The following is a 17198-nucleotide window of genomic DNA, read 5'->3' as shown; positions in this document are numbered from 1 at the left end:
GTACCAGGGGGTGTTCCTTACGTATCCGGACATTGCCGGTGATCTGCGTCACGTCCCGCACGGTCGCCCGGAGCGGCCGTCACCAGGTCATTCCTCCCGCCCGAGCGGACTCTCCTCCAGCGCGGCCAGCAGATGGGCGGGATTGCGGAACACCGCCTCCGCGCCGGCCGCCTCCAGTTCGATCCTCGGGATGCCGCCGCTGAGCACCGCCACACAGCGCACTCCCGCCCGGGCGCCCGCCCGCATGTCCCAGACGGTGTCCCCGACGAACACCGACCGCTCGGCCCGCGCGCCCGCCAGCTCCAGGGCCCGCTCGACCGGATCCGGCGCGGGCTTCCCCTCGGCCACGTCATCGGCGTTCGTGGTCGCGGTGATGGCGTCGTCGGCCCCGATCGCCCGCTGCAGCGCCGCCAGCTCCGTCCCGCCCGCCGAGGTAGCCAGCACCACGCTCCAGCCCGCCCCGTCGAGCCGCCGCAGCAGCCGCCCCGCGTCCGGCAGCGCGGGCAGGCGCTCGAAGTACGTCCCGTACAACGCCTTGTGCGCGGCGCTCAGCGCGTCCTTCTCCTGCGGATCGCGCTCCTCACCCAGCAGATGCGTGATCAGATCCCCGGACGGCAGCCCCACCGCCCGGTGCACGTCGTGCATGGACACCTGGTGCCCAGCCTGCCGAAACGCCTCCCACCAGGCGACGACATGCAGATGATTGGTGTCGACAAGAGTCCCGTCGACATCGAAAACAGCAGCCCTGCTCATCGGCTCACCTTCCTCGACAACTCCCGTGTCCGCGCCCGGACGGGCGCGGGGAACCGCGCGACCGGCCGCGAGGGCCCCGTACCCGCCCGGCCGCCGAACCCGCGGCCCTCAGGCACCCGCCGCCCCCACCCGACCGGGAATCTCCCGGTCCCGGGCCCATCCCAGAACCTCCTCCACCCCCCAGGTGGTCACCACCCGCTCCGCGGGTACCCCGCACTCCTCCGCCCGAGCACATCCGTGCACCTGCCACGTCAACTGCCCCGGCGCGTGCGCGTCCGTGTCGACGGAGAACAGCGTCCCCGCCTCCACGGCGGTCCGCAGCAGGCGCCGGGGCGGATCCAGCCGCTCGGGCCGGGAGTTGATCTCCACCGCCGTCCCCGTCTCCGCGCACGCCGCGAACACCGCCTCCGCGTCGAACTCCGACTCGGGCCGCCCCCGCCCGGTGACCAGCCGCCCCGTGCAGTGCCCCAGGACGTCGGAGTGCGGGTCGCGGACGGCCGCGACCATCCGCCGGGTCATCGCGCGCGCGTCCATCCGCAGCTTGGAGTGCACGGACACCACCACCACGTCGAGCCGCCCCAGCAGCTCGGGTTCCTGGTCCAGCGAACCGTCGTCGAGGATGTCGCACTCGATACCGGTGAGCAGCCGGAACGGCGCCCAGGTCTCGTTCAGCGCGGCCACCACGTCGAGCTGCTCCCGCAGCCGCTCCGGGGACAGGCCCCGGGCGACGGTCAGCCGGGGGGAGTGGTCCGTGAGCACCGTCCACTCGTGGCCGAGGCGCGCGGCGGTCCGGCCCATCTCCTCGATCGGGCTGCCGCCGTCCGACCAGTCCGAGTGCACATGGCAGTCTCCCCGCATCAGCTCTCTCAGCTCCGCGCCCGCGCCACCCTCCGTGAGCGGGGCCTCGGCCCCCTGTTCCAGCTTCCGCAGGTAGGTGGGCACCTTCCCGGCCAGCGCCTCGCGCGCCACCTGCGCTGTCTTGGGCCCGACCCCCTTCAGCGACTCCAGCGAGTCCGCCGCCGCCCGCTCGGCCAGCTCGTCGGCCGACAGCGCCCCGAGCACGGCCGAGGCCGTACGGAACGCGCGTACGCGATAGGTGGGGGCCCGGTCCCGCTCCAGCAGGAAAGCGATCCGGTCCAGGGCCTCGACGGGATCCATGCCACCTCCAGCCTTCCGCTTCCAGCGTCACCCCGTCCCCGGGTACCCGCACGGCGGCCGACCCCGTCCCCGGCCACCCGCACGGCGGCCGGAACCGCTCTACGCTCTAGACATGACCGAAAGCGCGAGCCCCTACATTTCCCACCCCCGGGTCATGGTGCTCGGGGTACAGCCCGGTACACCGCCGTTCCGGATCGTGGAGATCGACGGCCAGGTGGTCGGCGAGGCGAAGACGATGACGGACGTCCTCCAGGCCGCGGCGGCCTACGGGGTCGTCGTCCACGATCTCGACGACCCCGACCAGGTCCGCTGGGTCGGCGGCGACAAACTCACTTGGAGGCCGCGCTAGCACTCCCGCGGCGGCGGTTCATCCGCAGGCGCTGTGCCCAGGCGGCGCGCGGTGTCCTCCGCGCGGGTGTTGTGCGTGCGGGAGCCTTGCGGGCGGGGGCCCTGCGCGGGGCCGGCGCGGTCTTCGGCTCGCGCGGGGCGCGGGCGTGCACGGCCCGGCCGAGCCGCCGGCCCAGCAGCAGATAGCCCAGCAGCGCACCCGTCGTGTTGAGGATGACGTCGTCGATGTCGAACGCGCGACCGGTGACGAGCGCGCCCTGCACCAGCTCGACCAGCAGCATCACCACCGCCGTCAGCGCGGGCACGCGCAGCAGGCCGCGCGCCCCGGGCGCCAGCACCGGCAGCAGGAAGCCGAACGGCACGCCCAGCAGGATGTTCCCGCCGACCTGCTTCAGCGCGTCGCGCGGGTCGGGGTGATGCCAGTAGAGCTCCAGCGAGCTGCCCGGAGTGAGGTTGCTGTGGGTGAGCGTCTCCGACGCCGGGGACGGCTGGAGGGTGAGCCCGGCCAGGACCGCGCCGAACGCCACCATGGCCAGGAAGGCCAGTGCCATCGCCAGCAGCCGCAGCGGCAGCGGGAGTGGCCGTCGATCGTGCGGGGACGCCGGGGGGCGGCGGCCGGACGTCGTGGAACCGGAACGTGCCGTGGTGCCGGCCATGCGACCCTCCCGATGTCAACTGCCCTCTGTCCCCAAGCTGTTACCCCTGAAGCGGTCCACGACTCCCACCCGGAGCACCGGACGGGAAAGTCGTCCGCGGAACCTCGCAGGTTTCCCCTCGCCCGCCCTGGGCACTCCGGGACGGGAGTGACAGGGACCCGCTCCCGTTCGAGGGGTGCTGGGGAGGCACCCGGGAGTGGGAGGGCGTGGGAGGGCGCGTTCGTGCGCCGGCGGCGGTCGAGCCGGCATACGGCGCGCCCTCCCCGAACCAGGGAAGGGCGCGGACCCGCGGCGGAGGACGTCAGGACCCGTAGGTCACCTTCACCTCCTTGAAGCCGAGGGACGTCAGGAGTCCTTCGAGCATGTCGGTGGTGTTGGCCTCGGCGCGGTCCGTGAGCTTGCTGTCCTTCGCGGCGTCGCCGATGTGCTTGACGGCCAGGCGCTGTACGGCCTGTTCGCCGTTGGGGTTGTCGGAGAATATGTCGCCGAGCCGGTCGAGCAGCCCGCGCTGCTTGGAGACCGCGTAGGAGTGCTCGGTGTCGAGGGCGGGCTTGCCCAGTCGCGCGTGCGGGAGGTTGATGGTGGCCGACGTGCGGTCCTCGTCGACCTTCACGTCGTCGTCGCCGACCTTGCCGAGGTCGACGTAGGCGTCGACGGTGCCCGCGCCGACGTACAGCGTGCGGGTGCCGCGGATCGCGTCCGGCAGGTACTTGGCGTCCTTCTCCAGGTCGACGACCACCTGGAAGTTGCCCGAGGCGGCGTCGTAACGGCTCATGTCCTGGATGGACTTCAGGAGTGTGGGCCCCGAGCGGTCGTGCTCCTCGGTGCCGAACACGTCCTTCAGTCCCCCGAAGACCAGCATCCGCAGCGCGGCCAGCAGCACCACGATGAGGATGACCACGCCGATGAGCAGCTTGGCCCAGCCGGGCAGCCGCGTGCGCTTGATGGACGTCGTCATGTCGACGGTCCTCCTTCCTGCTTCAACGATTGCCCGCAAACACCTTGGGGGAACGCCGAGCCGGTGATTGTCCGCAATCGGCCGTAGAAGGTGGGGTGGGTCGCGTCCGGACGGCCGCGATCGATCGGCGTACGCGGGGCGGCCAGTAGCATGAGCCGCGCAACCCGTAATGATCATGTTCATGCGAGGAGCCGACCGTGCGTGACATCGCCGTCTTCACCGGCAGCGCCCACCCCGAGCTGGCGGACGAGGTGTGCGCGCACCTGGGGGTGCCGCTGAGCCCGTCCCGGGTGAGCCGTTTCGCCAACGACTGCCTGGAGGTGCAGCTCCAGGCCAACTGCCGGGAGAAGGACGTGTTCCTGGTGCAGCCGCTCGTCGCGCCCGTCCAGGAGCACCTGGTCGAGCTGCTGCTGATGTGCGACGCGGCACGCGGTGCCTCGGCCGGCCGGATCACCGTGGTCATGCCGCACTACTCGTACGCCCGCTCCGACAAGAAGGACGCGCCGCGGATCTCGCTCGGCGGCCGGCTGGTGGCCGACCTGATGGTGGCGGCGGGCGCCGGCCGCGTCCTCGCCATGACGCTGCACTCACCGCAGGTGCACGGCTTCTTCTCGGTGCCGGTCGACCATCTGCACGCGTTGCGCGAGCTGGCGGCGCACTTCCGGCAGTACGACCTGTCGCGTACGACGGTCGTCTCGCCGGACCTGGGCAACGCCAAGGAGGCGGCGGCGTTCGCACGGATGATCGGGGCGCAGGTCGCGGCGGGTGCCAAACAGCGGTTCGCGGACGACCGGGTGAGCATCAACTCGGTGATCGGCGAGGTCGCCGGGCGGGATGTGATCGTTCTCGACGACGAGATCGCCAAGGGCAGTACGGTTCTCGAACTACTGGAGCGGCTGCGGGAGTTGGGGCCGCGATCGATCCGGGTGGCGTGCACGCACGGGCTGTTCGCGGCGGGTGCCCTCAAGCGGCTGAGCGCGCAGCCCGACATCCTGGAGATCGTCTGCACCAACACCGTGCCCGTGCCGGTCGAGGAGCGTACCGAGAAGCTCCGGATCCTCTCCATCGCGCCGGCGCTCGCGGAGGCCGTACGCCGCATCCACAACGGCGAGTCGGTCAGTGCTCTGTTCGACGCGCCGTCGAGGGAGTAGCGGAGGCGGCGAAGGGGGCGGGGGCCGGAGGGTGAGGGGCTCGGGGGAGGGGACGGCGAGGGCCGGACGGCAGGGTCATAACGTGCCGGTCGCGGCCTCGGACTGTTCCAAAGCCGCCTCCAGCGAGGGGGCGGGCGGCAGCAGCCGGGCCAGTCCGGTGACCTTGAGGACGCGCAGGGTGAGCGGGTGGGTGCAGACCAGCCGCAGTTCGCCGTCGCGGTCGAGCACCCGCTGCCGGGCCCGGTAGAGCAGCCGCAGACCCGAGCAGTCGAAGAACTCGACATGCCGCAGGTCGATCACGATCCGGGCGCCGGGGCCGCTCGTCACCGCGTCGAGGTGCGGGATGATCTCCACGGCCGCCGCGATGTCGATCTCGCCGTGGAGTTCGAGCACGGTACGGCCGCGGTCCGCGCGGACGCGCAGGTACCCGGTCGTGGGCGGTGTGGGGTCGCTCGACACGACGGCATCGCCTCCAACCGGACTGAGTGAGGACGGGCATGAGGGCACGCAGGAGAGCAACACCCGTCCCTGCCCTGCAAGTTACCCCCGTCAGGGTGAATTTCAGCATGTTCGATTGACATATGTCTTTGATTTCTCCGGCAATGCGTCCGGAGTTTTGCGCAGAGCGCTCTACGACAGGGCGTGCCAGGCCCTGGACAGTGCCTGCCGGAACTGGTCGGCCTGGTGTGGGGTGAGGCCGCTGAGCATGCGTTCCTCCAGGTCACGCATGGGTTCGGCGAAGCGCGCGAGCAGCTCGCGCCCCTCGTCGGTCAGCAGGATCAGCAGCTCGCGCCGGTTGCGCGGATTGCGCTCCCGGCGCACGAGTCCCCGGTTCTCCAGACTCCGCACGAGGTCGGCGATGGATTGGGCCGTGACGAAGGAGTCGCGGGCCAGCTGGGCGGCCGAGAGCCCGTCGTGCCGCTCCAGCACGGTCAGGGACGTGTACTGCAGGGCCGTGATCCCGGCCGGCCTGACCAGCTCGTCCAGGTGCGAGCGGACAACCAGCTCGACCTGCTTGACCATGTAGAGGAGGGAGGGTGGTGCCTTGGTGCCGACCATGGGGTCAGCCTAGGGCATTGACAGGAAACCTGTGTGTAATGAGACTGCGAACCAACAGGATTCCTGTTGGTTGAAGATTTGGCGATCAATGCCGAAGCAAGCTTGATCAAGGCTGAGGAGTGGGCAATGACGACCACCTTCGAGAGCGGGCCCGGGCGGCTGTTCATCGGTGGACAGTGGCTCGACGCGACCGACGGAGCACGTGCCGACGTGATCGACCCGTCGACGGGCCAGGTGGTCACGACGGTCGCGGAGGCGGGCGCCGCCGATGTGGACGCCGCCGTGCGCGCCGCGCGCGAGGCGTTCGACAGCGGTACGTGGTCCGGGCTGAGCGGCCGTGAGCGCGGCCGGATCCTGCACCGCGTGGCCGAGTCGATCCGGGAGAACGCCGACGAGATCGCGGCCCTGGAGAGCCGTGACGTGGGCAAGCCCATCACCCTGGCCCACGCCGTCGACGTGACGAACGCGGCCAACGACTACGAGTACTACGCCTCCCTGGCCTGGTCCCTGGACGGCTCCGCCCGCGACGTCCCGAACAACCGCCTCGCGTACACCAGGCGCGGCCCGATCGGTGTGGTCGGCGCGATCACCCCGTTCAACTTCCCGCTGATCCTCGCCGGCAGCAAGATCGCCCCCGCCCTGGCGGCCGGCAACACGGTCGTGCACAAGCCCGCCGAGGAGACCCCGCTCAGCGCCCTCTACATGGCGGGCCTGCTGCAGAGGGCCGGCGTCCCGGACGGTGTCTACAACGTGGTCACCGGCACGGGCCCGGTCGCGGGTGAGGCGCTGCTGCGCAACCCCGGCGTCGACAAGATCGCCTTCACCGGCTCCACCGCCACCGGCCGGCACGCGGCGAGCGTCGCCGGGGAGGGCCTGAAGCAGGTCACCATGGAACTGGGCGGCAACGCCGCACACCTCGTCTTCGAGGACGCCGACATCGAGAAGGCCATCGGCGCCATCATCAAGGGCTTCGTCTTCAACACCGGCCAGTTCTGCATGGGCGGCCCCCGCCTGCTGGTCGCCCGCTCGGTCCACGACACCGTCCTCGGCATCCTCGCCGAGGCCGTGCCCGGCGTGCCCCTCGGCGACCCCCGTCGGCCCGAGACGGTCATCGGCCCGATGGCGGGCGAGCGGCACCTGAAGAAGGTCGAGGAGTACGTCGAGCTGGCCCGCAAGGAGGGTGGCCGCATCGTCTGCGGCGGCGAGCGCCTCGACCTGGACGGCGGCTACTACTACAAGCCCACCGTCATCGCCGACCTCGCCAACGACTCCCGCGTCGTGCAGGAGGAGGTCTTCGGGCCGGTCCTCACCGTGCAGCCCTTCGACTCCGAGGACGAGGCCGTCGAGCTGGCCAACTCCACGCCGTACGGCCTCGCCTCCGGCATCCAGACCACGGATCTCGCCCGTGCCCACCGCGTCGCCGACCGCCTCCAGGCCGGCATCGTCTGGGTCAACGACTGGCCGATGCTCGACCCGGCCGTGCCCTTCGGCGGTGTGAAGGCCTCCGGCTTCGGCCGCGAGTACGGTCCCGAGGCCCTGGAGTCCTACACCCAGGTCAAGTCCGTCGTCGTCTCGCTCGACTGAGCGCCTCCCCGGAAACCAAGGAGTTCATGAGCATGTCCACCACCACACGCGCCGCCGTGGTCGAGTCCGGGGGCGCGCCCTTCACCCTCTCCGAGGTCGTCCTCGACCAGCCGGCGCAGGGCGAGGTCCTGGTCCGCATGGTCGCCGCCGGGTTGTGCCACACCGACCTGGGGGTCGCGAGCGGCGGGCTGCCCTTCCCGCTGCCCGGCGTGCTGGGCCACGAGGGCGCCGGTGTCGTCGAGGCCGTCGGCCCGGGCGTCACCTCCGTCGTGCCCGGCGACCACGTCGTGCTGTCCTTCACCTCCTGCGGCACCTGCCCGAACTGCCGGGACGGGCACCCGGCGTACTGCGCCACCTGGCTGCCGCTGAACCTGCTCGGCGGACGCCGGGCCGACGGCAGCAGCACCATCAGCCGCGACGGCCAGGACCTCGGCGGGCACTTCTTCGGTCAGTCCTCCTTCGCCGAGCGCGCCCTGGTCGACGAGCGCGGTCTGGTCAAGGTCGACCCGGACGTACCGCTGGACTCCATCGCCCCGCTCGGCTGCGGCGTCCAGACCGGTGTCGGCGCCGTCTGGAACGTGCTGGAGCCTCGCGCGGGCAGCACCCTCGTCGTCCTCGGCGCCGGAGCCGTCGGTCTGTCCGCCGTGATGGCGGCGGCCCTCACCCCCGCGACGACGGTCATCGCCGTCGACAAGGTCGGCGAGCGGCTGGACCTGGCCAAGGAACTGGGCGCCACCCACACGGTGAACGCGAGCGAGGCCGCCGACATCACCGAGGCGGTCATGGAGATCACCGGCGGCCGGGGCGCCGACGGCGTCGTCGAGACCACCGGCAGCGTCTTCGTGCTCCGCAAGGGCGTCGACGCCCTCGCCGCGCGGGGCACGCTCGTCATCGTGGGTGCCCCGCCGTTCGGCACCGAGGTCTCCCTCGACGTCAACGGCATGCTCGGCGGCAAGCGCGTCGTCGGCCTCACCCTCGGCGACAACGAGATCCAGACCGCCATCCCGGTCCTGGTCCAGCTGGTGAAGGAGGGCAAGCTCCCGCTCGACCGGCTGATCAGCCGCTACAAGTTCGAGGACATCGGCCAGGCGGTCGCCGACATGAGCGGCGGCAGGAGCATCAAGCCCGTGCTGACGTTCTGACGGGTTTCGACGTCCCGAGGAGCCATCTCCCGCCGGGGCACGTACTCCCCGCGTGACCCCGGCCCTGGGGGTGACCCGTACACCGGGTCATCCACAGGGCCGTCGCACGTCCTGGACCCGGGGCGGGGTGGTGCGGTTCACCGGCTGCGGTGCAGGGCGATCAGCAGCTGCCACGCCTGGTCGGCGATCTCCTGGGGGGTGCCGTCGAGGAGGCCGTGCAGCCAGTCGGCGAGGACTCCGGCGAAGGTGGCGGCCACGGCGGAGGCCACCAGCGGGGCGTCCGCGGCCCCCACCAGCTCGCGTTCGCGCAGGCTGTAGGCGCGCAGGTCGCGGTGCAGGACCCGGCCGAGCGGCCCGCCGCCGCCGGGTGCCAGCAGGGCCCGGTACAGGGCCGCGTGCGGGGCGAGTCCGGCGAAGAACTCCGGCAGCGCCGCCGGAGCCCGCACCGGGTCGGGGCGCCCCCGCCAGGCGTGCAGCGCCTCCACGGCCTCCCGTACGACATCGGCGCAGGCGTCGACGGCCAGCGCCTCCAGGTCCGGGTAGTGCACGTAGAACGTGGCCCGGCCCACCCCCGCCCGGCGGACCAGCGCGGCCACGCTGACCTCGTGCAGGGGGTGGGTGGCGCACTCGTCGAGGAGGGCCTGACGCAGCCTGGCCCGGGTGCGGGCGGCCCGGGGGTCCTCCGTGGCCCGGGGTTCCTCCGGGGTCATCCCGCGACGAGGACGGCGGCCAGGGCGAGCGCGCCGGGGAGCGCCTGGGCGACGAGGATGCGGCGGTTGGCGGTGGCGGCGCCGTACACACCGGCGACGATCACGCAGGCCAGGAAGAAGATCTGGACCCGGTATCCGGTCGGGTCACCGGCGATCAGGCCCCACACCAGACCGGCGGCGAGGAAGCCGTTGTAGAGCCCCTGGTTGGCGGCCATCGCCGCCGTCCGCTTCGCCATCTCCGCGTCCAGGCCATGGAAGTTCATCCCCGGCTTCTTCTGCCACAGGAACATCTCCATCACCAGGATGTACGCGTGCAGCACGGCCACCAGCGCGACCAGCACGTTCGCCAGGATCTCCATGGTCAACAGTCTCCGTCGTTCACTTCGAGCTTCCGAACTTCTTGGACAGGTGTCCACTATACCTGGACGACTGTCCATGAAGTCCAGCGGAGGCGGCTGTGACCACGACCACGCGTGGTCGGACCCTGGCGCCGGGTTACGGTGCCGCTACGGCGCCGAAGCGTTCTCTCCCGGGCTCGTTGTCCGGCCCCCTCCGCCGGGCGGCCCGTCACCTCGGCCGGCCTCATGGCGCTCCACGTCCGGCCCGGGCACCGGCGTGGGCGGGTCGGGGCGCGGATGGTCGGTCGGTGACTTCCTCGCGTGGGCGCGGGAGCGGGGCGCCGCGTACGCGAAGGTGACCGCCTCGGCGGGGAACGTGGACGGGATCCGGTTCCACGAACGGGAGTTGTTCCGGTCCCGGGCGCTCACGCTGCGGCTGAATCCGTAGCCGGCGGGTACCCGGGGAGCGTATGGGCGGCGGCGGACCGTCCCCCGCGCCCGGGATCCCGTACGGAGGAGACATGGCACTGGTACAGGCGGGCCTCGTGGTGCTGGACTGCGCCGAGCCGGAGAAACTCGCGGTGTTCTACAAGGAGCTGCTGGAGGGGGAGGAGACCGACGCGACGGCCAACCGTGTCGAGATCAAGGGCGCCTGCGGCGCCCGGCTGGCCTTCCGCCGGGACGTCAACGCCACCCCGCCGAGCTGGCCCCGCCCCGAGAACTCCCTCCAGGCTCATCTGGACTTCTACGTCGACGACCTGGACGAGGCCGAGCGGCGCATCGTCTCGCTCGGCGGCCGCCCGGTGGACAGCAAGGACGCGGCCGGGCCGTTCGAGGAGCGCGGCTACTCCGACCCGGCCGGTCACTCCTTCACCCTGCGCCGCGAAACGTCCACGGCCCCGAAACAGGGCTGACGACGACAGGGCCGACGACGACCAGGGCCGACGACGACCAGGGCCCGACGCGGCCGGGGCCGGTCCGGTGATCCGCGCCGCGGGTCACCGGACCGGCCCCGGACGTCAGTCCCTGCCGCCCTTCTCGGTGGCCGGCCACACCCCGGTGGACCGCTCGATGGCCTTCGCGCCCGCGCGGTCCACCGCACTGCGCACGACCGCGAAGATCGCGCCCTGCACGGCCGCGGCGAACAGCACCTCGCCCCAGCCGCGGTCCCGGTCCAGCGCGTCGGGCGCGTCGTCCTCGTGCCGGATCAGCTTCCAGGTCTTCTGGAACGCCAGCGAGGCCAGCGCACCGCCTCCCCAGCCCAGGGCGAAGCCCAACGGCTGGTAGGCGAGCGGGAGCTTCTTCTTCTTGGACATCTGGTCCTCCTCCTACGTGTAGCGATGTCGCCGGTCAGGGGCGACCCTGCGGGGCCACGGCCTCGGCGGTGGGCACCGACCCCGGCGCCGTCCCGTCCCCGAACGGGCTGCCGCCCAGGTCCTCGCGGCCGTGCGGCGTGAGCCAGCCCGCCAGATCGGGTCCCAGCGGCACCACGGCGGTCGGGTTGATGCCCGTGTGCACCTGGTAGTAGTGCCGCTTGATGTGGTCGAAGTCGACGGTGTCGCCGAATCCGGGGGTCTGGAAGAGATCACGGGCGTAGGCCCACAGCACCCGGTCCTCCGTCAGCTTCCAGCGGTTGCACTTGAAGTGACCGTGGTAGACGGGGTCGAAACGCACCAAGGTCGTGAAGAGCCGGATGTCCGCCTCCGTGATCGTCTCCCCGACGAGGTACCGCTGCCGTGCCAGCCGCTCCGACAGCGCCTCCAGCCGCCGGAACACACCGGCACAGGCCTCCTCGTACTCCTCCTGCCCGGTGGCGAAGCCCGCCCGGTACACCCCGTTGTTGACGTCCTCGTACACCTCGGCCATGACGGTGTCGATCTCGTCGCGCAGGGCCCGCGGGTACAGGTCGGGCGCGCCCTCGCGGTGCAGGGCCGTCCACTCGGTGGCGAGGTCGAGGGTGAGTCGCTGGTAGTCGTTGGTGACCAGCTTTCCACTCGGCACGTCCACGAGCGCGGGGACGCTGACCCCGCCGGGGTAGCCGCTCTCCCGCGCGTCGTACGCCTCCTTCAGGAACCGGATGCCGAGGACCGGGTCGCGGCCGTCGGGGTCCAGCGTGAAGCGCCAGCTGCGGTCGTCCTGCACGGGGTCGGCGACGGCCATCGACAGGGCGTCCTCCAGGCCCAGCAGCCGCCGGGAGATCACCGCCCGGCTCGCCCAGGGGCAGGCCCGGCTGACCACCAGCCGGTAGCGGCCCGCCTCCACGGGCCAGCCGTCCCGGCCGTCGGCGGTGACCCGGTCCGCGAAGTGGCTCCCGGACCGCTTGAACGGCTTCCTCCCGTACGCCTCATTGCCCTCGCCGACACTCATGCCGTCCGACCTCCCGGTCCGTCCGGATACGTATGCCCTGATGAGAGTTCCCCGATTTCGGCGACACCCACGGTGTGAGCGCGACGGGTCGGGGCAAGCGGCGAACGTGACGCGGACACCAGCAGACACGGAGACGACGGACGACCGGGGCGGGGCGGTGCTCGAAGGGCCGGGGACCCACGACGAGAGCAAGGCGCGGGAGGACCACAGGACGCGGATCACCGTCCTGGTCGCCCTCGGCGCCAACCTCGTGATCGCCGCGGCCAAGACCGTCGGCGGGCTCCTCGCCGGATCGCCGGCCCTGATGTCGGAGGCGGCGCACTCGGTCGCCGACAGTCTGAACGAGGTCTTCCTCCTCGCCGCGCTGCGCCGCAGCCGCCGCCCCGCCGACAGCCGGCACCCCTTCGGCTACGGCAAGGAGCGCTTCTTCTGGTCCCTGCTGGCCGCCGTCGGCATCTTCGTGATGGGCGGCTGCTTCTCCTTCTACCAGGCGTTCCACGCCCTGACGGCCGAGAGCGCCGAGTCCTACGACGGCTATGTCGCCGGCATCGCCGTCCTCGGTGTGGCCCTCCTCTCCGAGGGCGCCTCACTGCTCCGCGCCCTGCACCAGGTGCGGAGCCAGGGCGGTGTCGAGGGGCTCCGGGACCCGGCGCTGCGCACGGTCGTCGCCGAGGACGGCACGGCGGTCCTCGGCGTGACCCTCGCGATCGCCGGGATGGTCCTGCACATGATCACCGGCCAGGTCGTCTGGGAGGCCTCCGCCTCGTTCGCGATCGGGGCGCTGCTCGTGTACGTCGCCTACTGGCTCGGCCGGGACGCCCGCGAACAGCTCATCGGGGTCGCCGCCGCCGCCGAACCCAGCCGGAAGATCCGCTCCCTGCTGGCGGCGCAGCCGGAGATCGACAGCGTCGAGGCTCTGCTGACCATGCAACTGGGCCTGGACTCCACCCTCGTGGCCGCCCGCGTCGACCTCGTCCCCGGCCTCGACAGCGAGGAGGTCGAACAGGTCGCCGTCCGTATCAAGGGCTCCATCGCCCACATCGTCCCCGAGGCCGACCAGATCTTCCTCGACGTGACGGAGAAGACGGGTGCGGGGAAGCGGGCATGGGAAAACCCCGCCGCGACGGGGGAACGCGGCGGGGCCTGAGTCTCGGGTGCCCGGTGCGCGAGGGGTCATGCGGGGGCGTCGAAGGAATTTCGGTCCGTGCTCCCCGGCGCTCTCCCTCGCACCCCCTCTCACCGGTGGCGGGCCGACGGGAGGGTCCTCATTCCGCCGCCGGCTCCAGCACGAAGACGGGAATCTCCCGGTCGGTCTTGGTCTGGTAGTCCGCGTACGGCGGGTACGCGGCCACAGCGCGCTCCCACCACTCGGCCTTCTCGTCCCCGGTGACCTCCCGCGCGGTCAGTTCCTGCCGCGCGGGTCCGTCCTGGAGTTCCACCAGCGGGTCGGACTTCAGGTTGTGGTACCAGACCGGGTGCTTGGGCGCGCCGCCCTGCGAGGCCACGACCGCGTACCGTCCGTCGTGCTCCACCCGCATCAGCGGTGTCTTGCGGAGCTTCCCGCTCTTCGCGCCGCGCGTGGTGAGCACGATGACCGGCAGCCCCGTGTCCCGCAACGTCGTCCCGCGCGTGCCGCCCGAGCTCTCGTACAACTCGACCTGCTCGCGCACCCACTGCGCCGGGCTGGGCTCGTACTCTCCCTCAAGTGGCATGGCAACCGTCCCTGGTAGTCGTGTTCGGCTGTTCCTCGCATTCAACACGCGCCCCTCCCGGTTTCATCCTCGTCCCGGCGAACGGGCACGGGACCTGCCCGCCTTCCCCACGCGCGTCACCCACCGTGCGACGGCACCAGCATCAGCACCGCCAGTACCGCGATCACGGCACTGGACAGCAGGCCCGTCACCAGGCGTCCCCGGTGTCCGGTCAGGGCCCGCCCGAGCAGTGCGCCGCCGCCCGCGAGCAGCAGTTGCCAGCTCGCGGAGGCGAGGAACGCGGCGAGGACGAACACCCCCTGTTCCAGGGGGCTGACGGCGTCGGTGGCGCGGCTGCCGAGCACCAGCGCGGCGAAGTAGACGACGGTGGTGGGGTTGAGGAGGGTGATGCCCAGGAGGGCGACGTAGGCGCGGGCCGGGCTCACGGGGTCCCGCTGCGGGCGGGTGGTGAGCCGTCCGGCGCGGTACCGGCGCAGGGCCGTGACCGCGCCGCGCGCCGCCAGGGCGAGGAGCACCAGGGCGGAGACCCAGCGCAGGGGCGTGAGCACCGGCTGGAGGGCGGCCGCGAGGGCCGTACCGCCGAGTGCGGCGAGCAGCGCGTACAGTCCGTCGGCCGTCGCCACGCCGAGCGCGGCGCAGGCTCCGGTCCGCAGCGACGTACGGGCGGTGAGGGAGACGAGGTACGTCGCGACCGCTCCGACCGGGATGGCGATGCCATAGCCGGCGAGGAGTCCCGCGACGAGCGCGGCCGTCATGAACGGGGCGGTGTCGGTCCCCACGGTCGGCCGGACTGCTGCTGTCCCCGCACCGGCGAGGCGGTGGCGGAGGTCAGGGGCAGGGAGGCGTCGATGATGAGCATGGGCAGATCCTGGGGTCGCGGGCTTGGTCCCCGCAATCGAATTACCGGGGACTCTTGACCGGGGTTCCTCGTCTGCCTAGTTTGTTTGCATCCAAACGATTCAGGGCTGTGTGAGGGGGGTGGGCGCGTGGAGGCGCGAGCGTGCCCGCCGCGCGGGCCTCAGGCCTTCGGTCGCCGTCCGCTGCGACGGGGCGCGGGCTCGGCGCCGTTCAGCAGCGTGCGACGGCGCTCCTCGCCGTGCTCCTCGACCTGCAGCACGACACTGCGCAGTCCCTCCGCGAGGCTCCGGCACTCCGTGTCGCTGAGCTGCCCGGTGACGAAGGCCTCCTCCTCGTTGAAGGCGGGGAACACCCGGCGCATCAGCTCCTCGCCCTGGTCGGTGAGGGCCAGCAGCACCAGCCGCCCGTCCGTCGGGTGGGCCGTCCGCCGCACCAGCCCCCGGGACTCCAGCGTGCGGGCCACCCCCGTCAGCGTGCCCTTGGAGATGCCCGCCTCCTCGGCCACGTGCCGGGTCTCGGACTCGCCCCACACCCACACGACCCACAGCACCACGAAGGCCGTCCACGTCAGGTCGGAGCCGCGCAGCACGGAGTTCTCCAGGTGCTGCCGCACCGCGGAGGCGGCCCGGTAGATGTTCGCCACCGCCGCCATCTGGTCCCGGCGGACGGAGAAGTCCCCCAGTTTCGCCGCGGCGAGCTTCTCGGCTTCGGTGATGGATCGCTGGCCGGGCACGAGGGCTCCTCGAATCGATGGTGCGGACGGGTCGATGGGTCGGTCATTCGGCATCAAATTGTACGGAGGAGAGGGAAACCGCCATGAGCACCACCCCCCGCATGCTGCTGGTCCTCAGCGAGAACTGGACCCTGACGGGCGGTCGGGCCGACCTGCCCGCCGCCGTACGGTGGGCCCGTGAGGCCGAGGACGCCGGGTTCGACTCCGTCATGGTCAGCGAACACATCGTGCTCGGACCCGACGCCGCCGCCGACGGGATCATGGGCAACCCCCGCGACTACGCCCTCCCCGGCAACCAGGACCCCTACACCCCCTGGCCCAACTCCCTTCTCCTCCTCGCCTCCATCGCCTCCGTCACCGAGCGCCTGCGCCTGGCCGCCGCGGCCGTCCTCGCCCCGCTGCGCCACCCCCTGCTGATGGCCCGGGAGCTGGGCACCCTCGATCTGCTCAGTGAGGGACGGCTGCTGGTGCAGCCCACGGTCAGCTGGAGCAAGGACGAGTACGACGCCCTCGGCGTGCCCTTCGGCAGGCGCGGCCGGCTGCTCGACGAGCACCTGGAGGTCTGGGCGAAGGCCTGGGGACCGTCCCCGATCTCCCACGTCAGCGAGCACCACCCCTTCCGGGACGTCTACTTCGAGCCCAAGGCGTACCGCCCCGAGGGCCCGAGGCTGTGGTTCGGCGGGCAGCGCCTGCACGGCCCCGTACTGCGCCGGCTCGTCCGGTACGGCCACGGCTTCCACCCGCTCGGACGGCCCACCCCGGACGACCTCGACGCGCTCGACGAGGCGATGACCGCCGCCGGACGGAACGCCGCCGACCTGGAGATGATCGGCGGCGCCCGGGCGGTCTTCCCCGACGACCACGCCCCGGCGGACCTCGGCGCGGCCCTCGCCTCGATACCGGAACAGCTGGCCCAGGGCTTCACGACCTTCTGCGTCAAGCCGAACCAGTTCATCGACGACCCCGACGGCGTGGGCGCCTTCTGCAAGGAGGTCATGCGCCGGGTGGGGGCGCTGACGGGATGAGAACACGGCGTGGGGCCGCTGGCGCTCGCGATACCGGTCCCACGCACGCACCCCGCCGCTCAGCGCTCGAAGACGACCCCGCCGTCGAACACCGTCATGTCCACGCCGACCTCGGTGATCACGTGCGGATCGAGGTCCGCCGGCGGCCGGTCCGGGACGCACAGGTCGGCCACCCTGCCCACCTCCACGGGCGCCTTCCCCTCCTCGGCGAAGTCCTGCCGCGCCGGGTGGATGGTGTACGCCCGCAGCGCCTCGGTGAGTTCCACGCGCTGTTCGGGACCGCTGACCCGGCCGCCGGCCTTCGACTCGCGCAGCGGCATCCCGGCGACGCCCTGCCGCCAGTCGGGCTCGGTGATCGGCGCGTCCGAACCGGCGCACACCGCGAAACCTGATGGACGCGTTCGTGGCGGCCCAGGAGGCCGTGCCGCGCGCCGACGCCCGGCACTACGTCGTCCACGGCGGCTTCGTCGGCGCCGACAGCCTCGCCCCGCGTACCGTGCACACCCACGCCGAGCATCTGTCGCGCAGGACCGGCGCCGCCACCCGCGCCGAGGCCACGGCTCTCGCCGTCCGCGACGGAGTGCTCCGGCCGACCGCCGAGGACGTCGAACGCTTCGCCGAGGGACCGTCCGGCGGGTGAGCGGGG

At 72.0% G+C, this 17198-nt stretch carries 22 protein-coding genes; 8 read left to right on the top strand and 14 right to left on the bottom strand.

Annotated elements, in window-relative coordinates; translation table 11 throughout:
• Positions 1–87 precede the first annotated feature (87 nt).
• The gene (locus STRBO_RS0126500) at positions 88–753 is read right to left on the bottom strand and encodes an HAD family hydrolase (RefSeq protein WP_005484079.1); all 666 of its coding nucleotides are present in this window, start codon (positions 751–753) and stop codon (positions 88–90) included.
• Between the two features lie 108 nt (positions 754–861).
• A complete protein-coding gene (locus tag STRBO_RS0126495; protein WP_005484078.1) occupies positions 862–1911 on the bottom strand; it encodes a PHP domain-containing protein in 1050 nt (349 codons plus the stop codon).
• Positions 1912–2023: 112 nt separating this feature from the next.
• Between STRBO_RS0126495 and STRBO_RS0126490 the strand changes: the two genes are divergently transcribed.
• Positions 2024–2260, top strand: a complete 237-nt coding sequence (locus tag STRBO_RS0126490) for a hypothetical protein (RefSeq protein WP_020115114.1) — start codon at positions 2024–2026, stop codon at positions 2258–2260.
• Here STRBO_RS0126490 and STRBO_RS0126485 read toward each other — a convergent pair.
• Together STRBO_RS0126485 and STRBO_RS0126480 are read right to left on the bottom strand one after the other, a co-directional pair.
• The gene (locus STRBO_RS0126485) at positions 2241–2915 is read right to left on the bottom strand and encodes a VanZ family protein (RefSeq protein ID WP_005484076.1); all 675 of its coding nucleotides are present in this window, start codon (positions 2913–2915) and stop codon (positions 2241–2243) included. The two genes, STRBO_RS0126490 and STRBO_RS0126485, sit on opposite strands and share 20 nt — an antisense overlap.
• Positions 2916–3216: 301 nt before the next feature.
• Positions 3217–3873 (bottom strand): DUF4230 domain-containing protein, encoded by a 657-nt coding sequence (locus tag STRBO_RS0126480; protein WP_005484075.1) that lies wholly within the window; start codon positions 3871–3873, stop codon positions 3217–3219.
• A gap of 197 nt (positions 3874–4070) precedes the next feature.
• Here STRBO_RS0126480 and STRBO_RS0126475 point away from each other — a divergent pair, with 197 nt between their 5' ends.
• On the top strand, positions 4071–5024 hold the full coding sequence (locus STRBO_RS0126475; RefSeq protein WP_005484072.1) for a ribose-phosphate diphosphokinase: 954 nt from the start codon (positions 4071–4073) through the stop codon (positions 5022–5024).
• Positions 5025–5099: 75 nt separating this feature from the next.
• Here STRBO_RS0126475 and STRBO_RS0126470 read toward each other — a convergent pair whose 3' ends face one another.
• The gene (locus STRBO_RS0126470; protein WP_005484071.1) at positions 5100–5483 is read right to left on the bottom strand and encodes an anti-sigma factor antagonist; all 384 of its coding nucleotides are present in this window, start codon (positions 5481–5483) and stop codon (positions 5100–5102) included.
• Between the two features lie 171 nt (positions 5484–5654).
• Positions 5655–6083, bottom strand: a complete 429-nt coding sequence (locus STRBO_RS0126465; protein WP_005484070.1) for a MarR family winged helix-turn-helix transcriptional regulator — start codon at positions 6081–6083, stop codon at positions 5655–5657.
• A gap of 126 nt (positions 6084–6209) precedes the next feature.
• On the opposite strand from STRBO_RS0126465, the gene STRBO_RS0126460 reads away from it, so the two are divergent.
• Positions 6210–7667, top strand: coding sequence for an aldehyde dehydrogenase family protein (locus tag STRBO_RS0126460; protein WP_020115113.1), 1458 nt, complete (start codon positions 6210–6212; stop codon positions 7665–7667).
• A gap of 32 nt (positions 7668–7699) precedes the next feature.
• Positions 7700–8809, top strand: a complete 1110-nt coding sequence (locus STRBO_RS0126455) for an NAD(P)-dependent alcohol dehydrogenase (protein ID WP_020115112.1) — start codon at positions 7700–7702, stop codon at positions 8807–8809.
• Between the two features lie 137 nt (positions 8810–8946).
• Here STRBO_RS0126455 and STRBO_RS0126450 read toward each other — a convergent pair whose 3' ends face one another.
• Both STRBO_RS0126450 and STRBO_RS0126445 read right to left on the bottom strand, forming a co-directional pair.
• A complete protein-coding gene (locus STRBO_RS0126450; RefSeq protein ID WP_005484067.1) occupies positions 8947–9519 on the bottom strand; it encodes a TetR/AcrR family transcriptional regulator in 573 nt (190 codons plus the stop codon).
• Complete coding sequence (locus STRBO_RS0126445) at positions 9516–9878, bottom strand: DUF1304 domain-containing protein (RefSeq protein ID WP_005484066.1); 363 nt, start codon at positions 9876–9878, stop codon at positions 9516–9518. Before STRBO_RS0126445 ends, STRBO_RS0126450 begins: the two co-directional genes overlap by 4 nt.
• A gap of 500 nt (positions 9879–10378) precedes the next feature.
• Here STRBO_RS0126445 and STRBO_RS0126435 point away from each other — a divergent pair, with 500 nt between their 5' ends.
• On the top strand, positions 10379–10771 hold the full coding sequence (locus STRBO_RS0126435; RefSeq protein WP_020115111.1) for a VOC family protein: 393 nt from the start codon (positions 10379–10381) through the stop codon (positions 10769–10771).
• A gap of 105 nt (positions 10772–10876) precedes the next feature.
• On the opposite strand, the gene STRBO_RS0126430 is transcribed toward STRBO_RS0126435, so the two are convergent.
• Positions 10877–11173: a DUF4235 domain-containing protein gene (locus STRBO_RS0126430; protein ID WP_005484063.1), complete on the bottom strand. Its 297-nt coding sequence runs from the start codon at positions 11171–11173 to the stop codon at positions 10877–10879.
• A gap of 34 nt (positions 11174–11207) precedes the next feature.
• Positions 11208–12224 carry a glutathione S-transferase family protein gene (locus tag STRBO_RS0126425; protein WP_005484062.1) on the bottom strand — a complete coding sequence of 339 codons (1017 nt, stop codon included), beginning with the start codon at positions 12222–12224 and terminating at the stop codon, positions 11208–11210.
• Positions 12225–12330: 106 nt separating this feature from the next.
• Between STRBO_RS0126425 and STRBO_RS0126420 the strand changes: the two genes are divergently transcribed.
• On the top strand, positions 12331–13371 hold the full coding sequence (locus STRBO_RS0126420; RefSeq protein ID WP_005484061.1) for a cation diffusion facilitator family transporter: 1041 nt from the start codon (positions 12331–12333) through the stop codon (positions 13369–13371).
• Positions 13372–13489: 118 nt separating this feature from the next.
• Here STRBO_RS0126420 and STRBO_RS0126415 read toward each other — a convergent pair whose 3' ends face one another.
• The 3 genes from STRBO_RS0126415 to STRBO_RS0126405 form a co-directional block, all read right to left on the bottom strand.
• Complete coding sequence (locus STRBO_RS0126415) at positions 13490–13936, bottom strand: nitroreductase family deazaflavin-dependent oxidoreductase (RefSeq protein WP_005484060.1); 447 nt, start codon at positions 13934–13936, stop codon at positions 13490–13492.
• Positions 13937–14052: 116 nt separating this feature from the next.
• Positions 14053–14691 carry a LysE family transporter gene (locus STRBO_RS0126410; RefSeq protein ID WP_028796858.1) on the bottom strand — a complete coding sequence of 213 codons (639 nt, stop codon included), beginning with the start codon at positions 14689–14691 and terminating at the stop codon, positions 14053–14055.
• 263 nt (positions 14692–14954) lie between these two features.
• Positions 14955–15527 carry a MarR family winged helix-turn-helix transcriptional regulator gene (locus STRBO_RS0126405; RefSeq protein ID WP_020115109.1) on the bottom strand — a complete coding sequence of 191 codons (573 nt, stop codon included), beginning with the start codon at positions 15525–15527 and terminating at the stop codon, positions 14955–14957.
• 83 nt (positions 15528–15610) lie between these two features.
• Here STRBO_RS0126405 and STRBO_RS0126400 point away from each other — a divergent pair, with 83 nt between their 5' ends.
• The gene (locus STRBO_RS0126400) at positions 15611–16552 is read left to right on the top strand and encodes an LLM class flavin-dependent oxidoreductase (RefSeq protein ID WP_020115108.1); all 942 of its coding nucleotides are present in this window, start codon (positions 15611–15613) and stop codon (positions 16550–16552) included.
• Positions 16553–16611: 59 nt separating this feature from the next.
• Here the strand turns inward: STRBO_RS0126400 and STRBO_RS0126395 are convergent, their stop codons facing one another.
• The gene (locus STRBO_RS0126395; protein ID WP_005484055.1) at positions 16612–16932 is read right to left on the bottom strand and encodes an amidohydrolase family protein; all 321 of its coding nucleotides are present in this window, start codon (positions 16930–16932) and stop codon (positions 16612–16614) included.
• 11 nt (positions 16933–16943) lie between these two features.
• Between STRBO_RS0126395 and STRBO_RS0126390 the strand changes: the two genes are divergently transcribed.
• On the top strand, positions 16944–17192 hold the full coding sequence (locus STRBO_RS0126390; protein ID WP_005484052.1) for a helix-turn-helix domain-containing protein: 249 nt from the start codon (positions 16944–16946) through the stop codon (positions 17190–17192).
• The last annotated feature ends 6 nt before the right edge of the window (positions 17193–17198 follow it).

It is taken from the genome of Streptomyces bottropensis ATCC 25435, assembly GCF_000383595.1.
In the GTDB taxonomy this organism is placed as follows: Bacteria; Actinomycetota; Actinomycetes; order Streptomycetales; family Streptomycetaceae; genus Streptomyces; species Streptomyces bottropensis.
The sequence above is the reverse complement of the archived record's forward strand: the minus strand, read 5'-3'. Positions and strand labels throughout refer to the sequence as shown.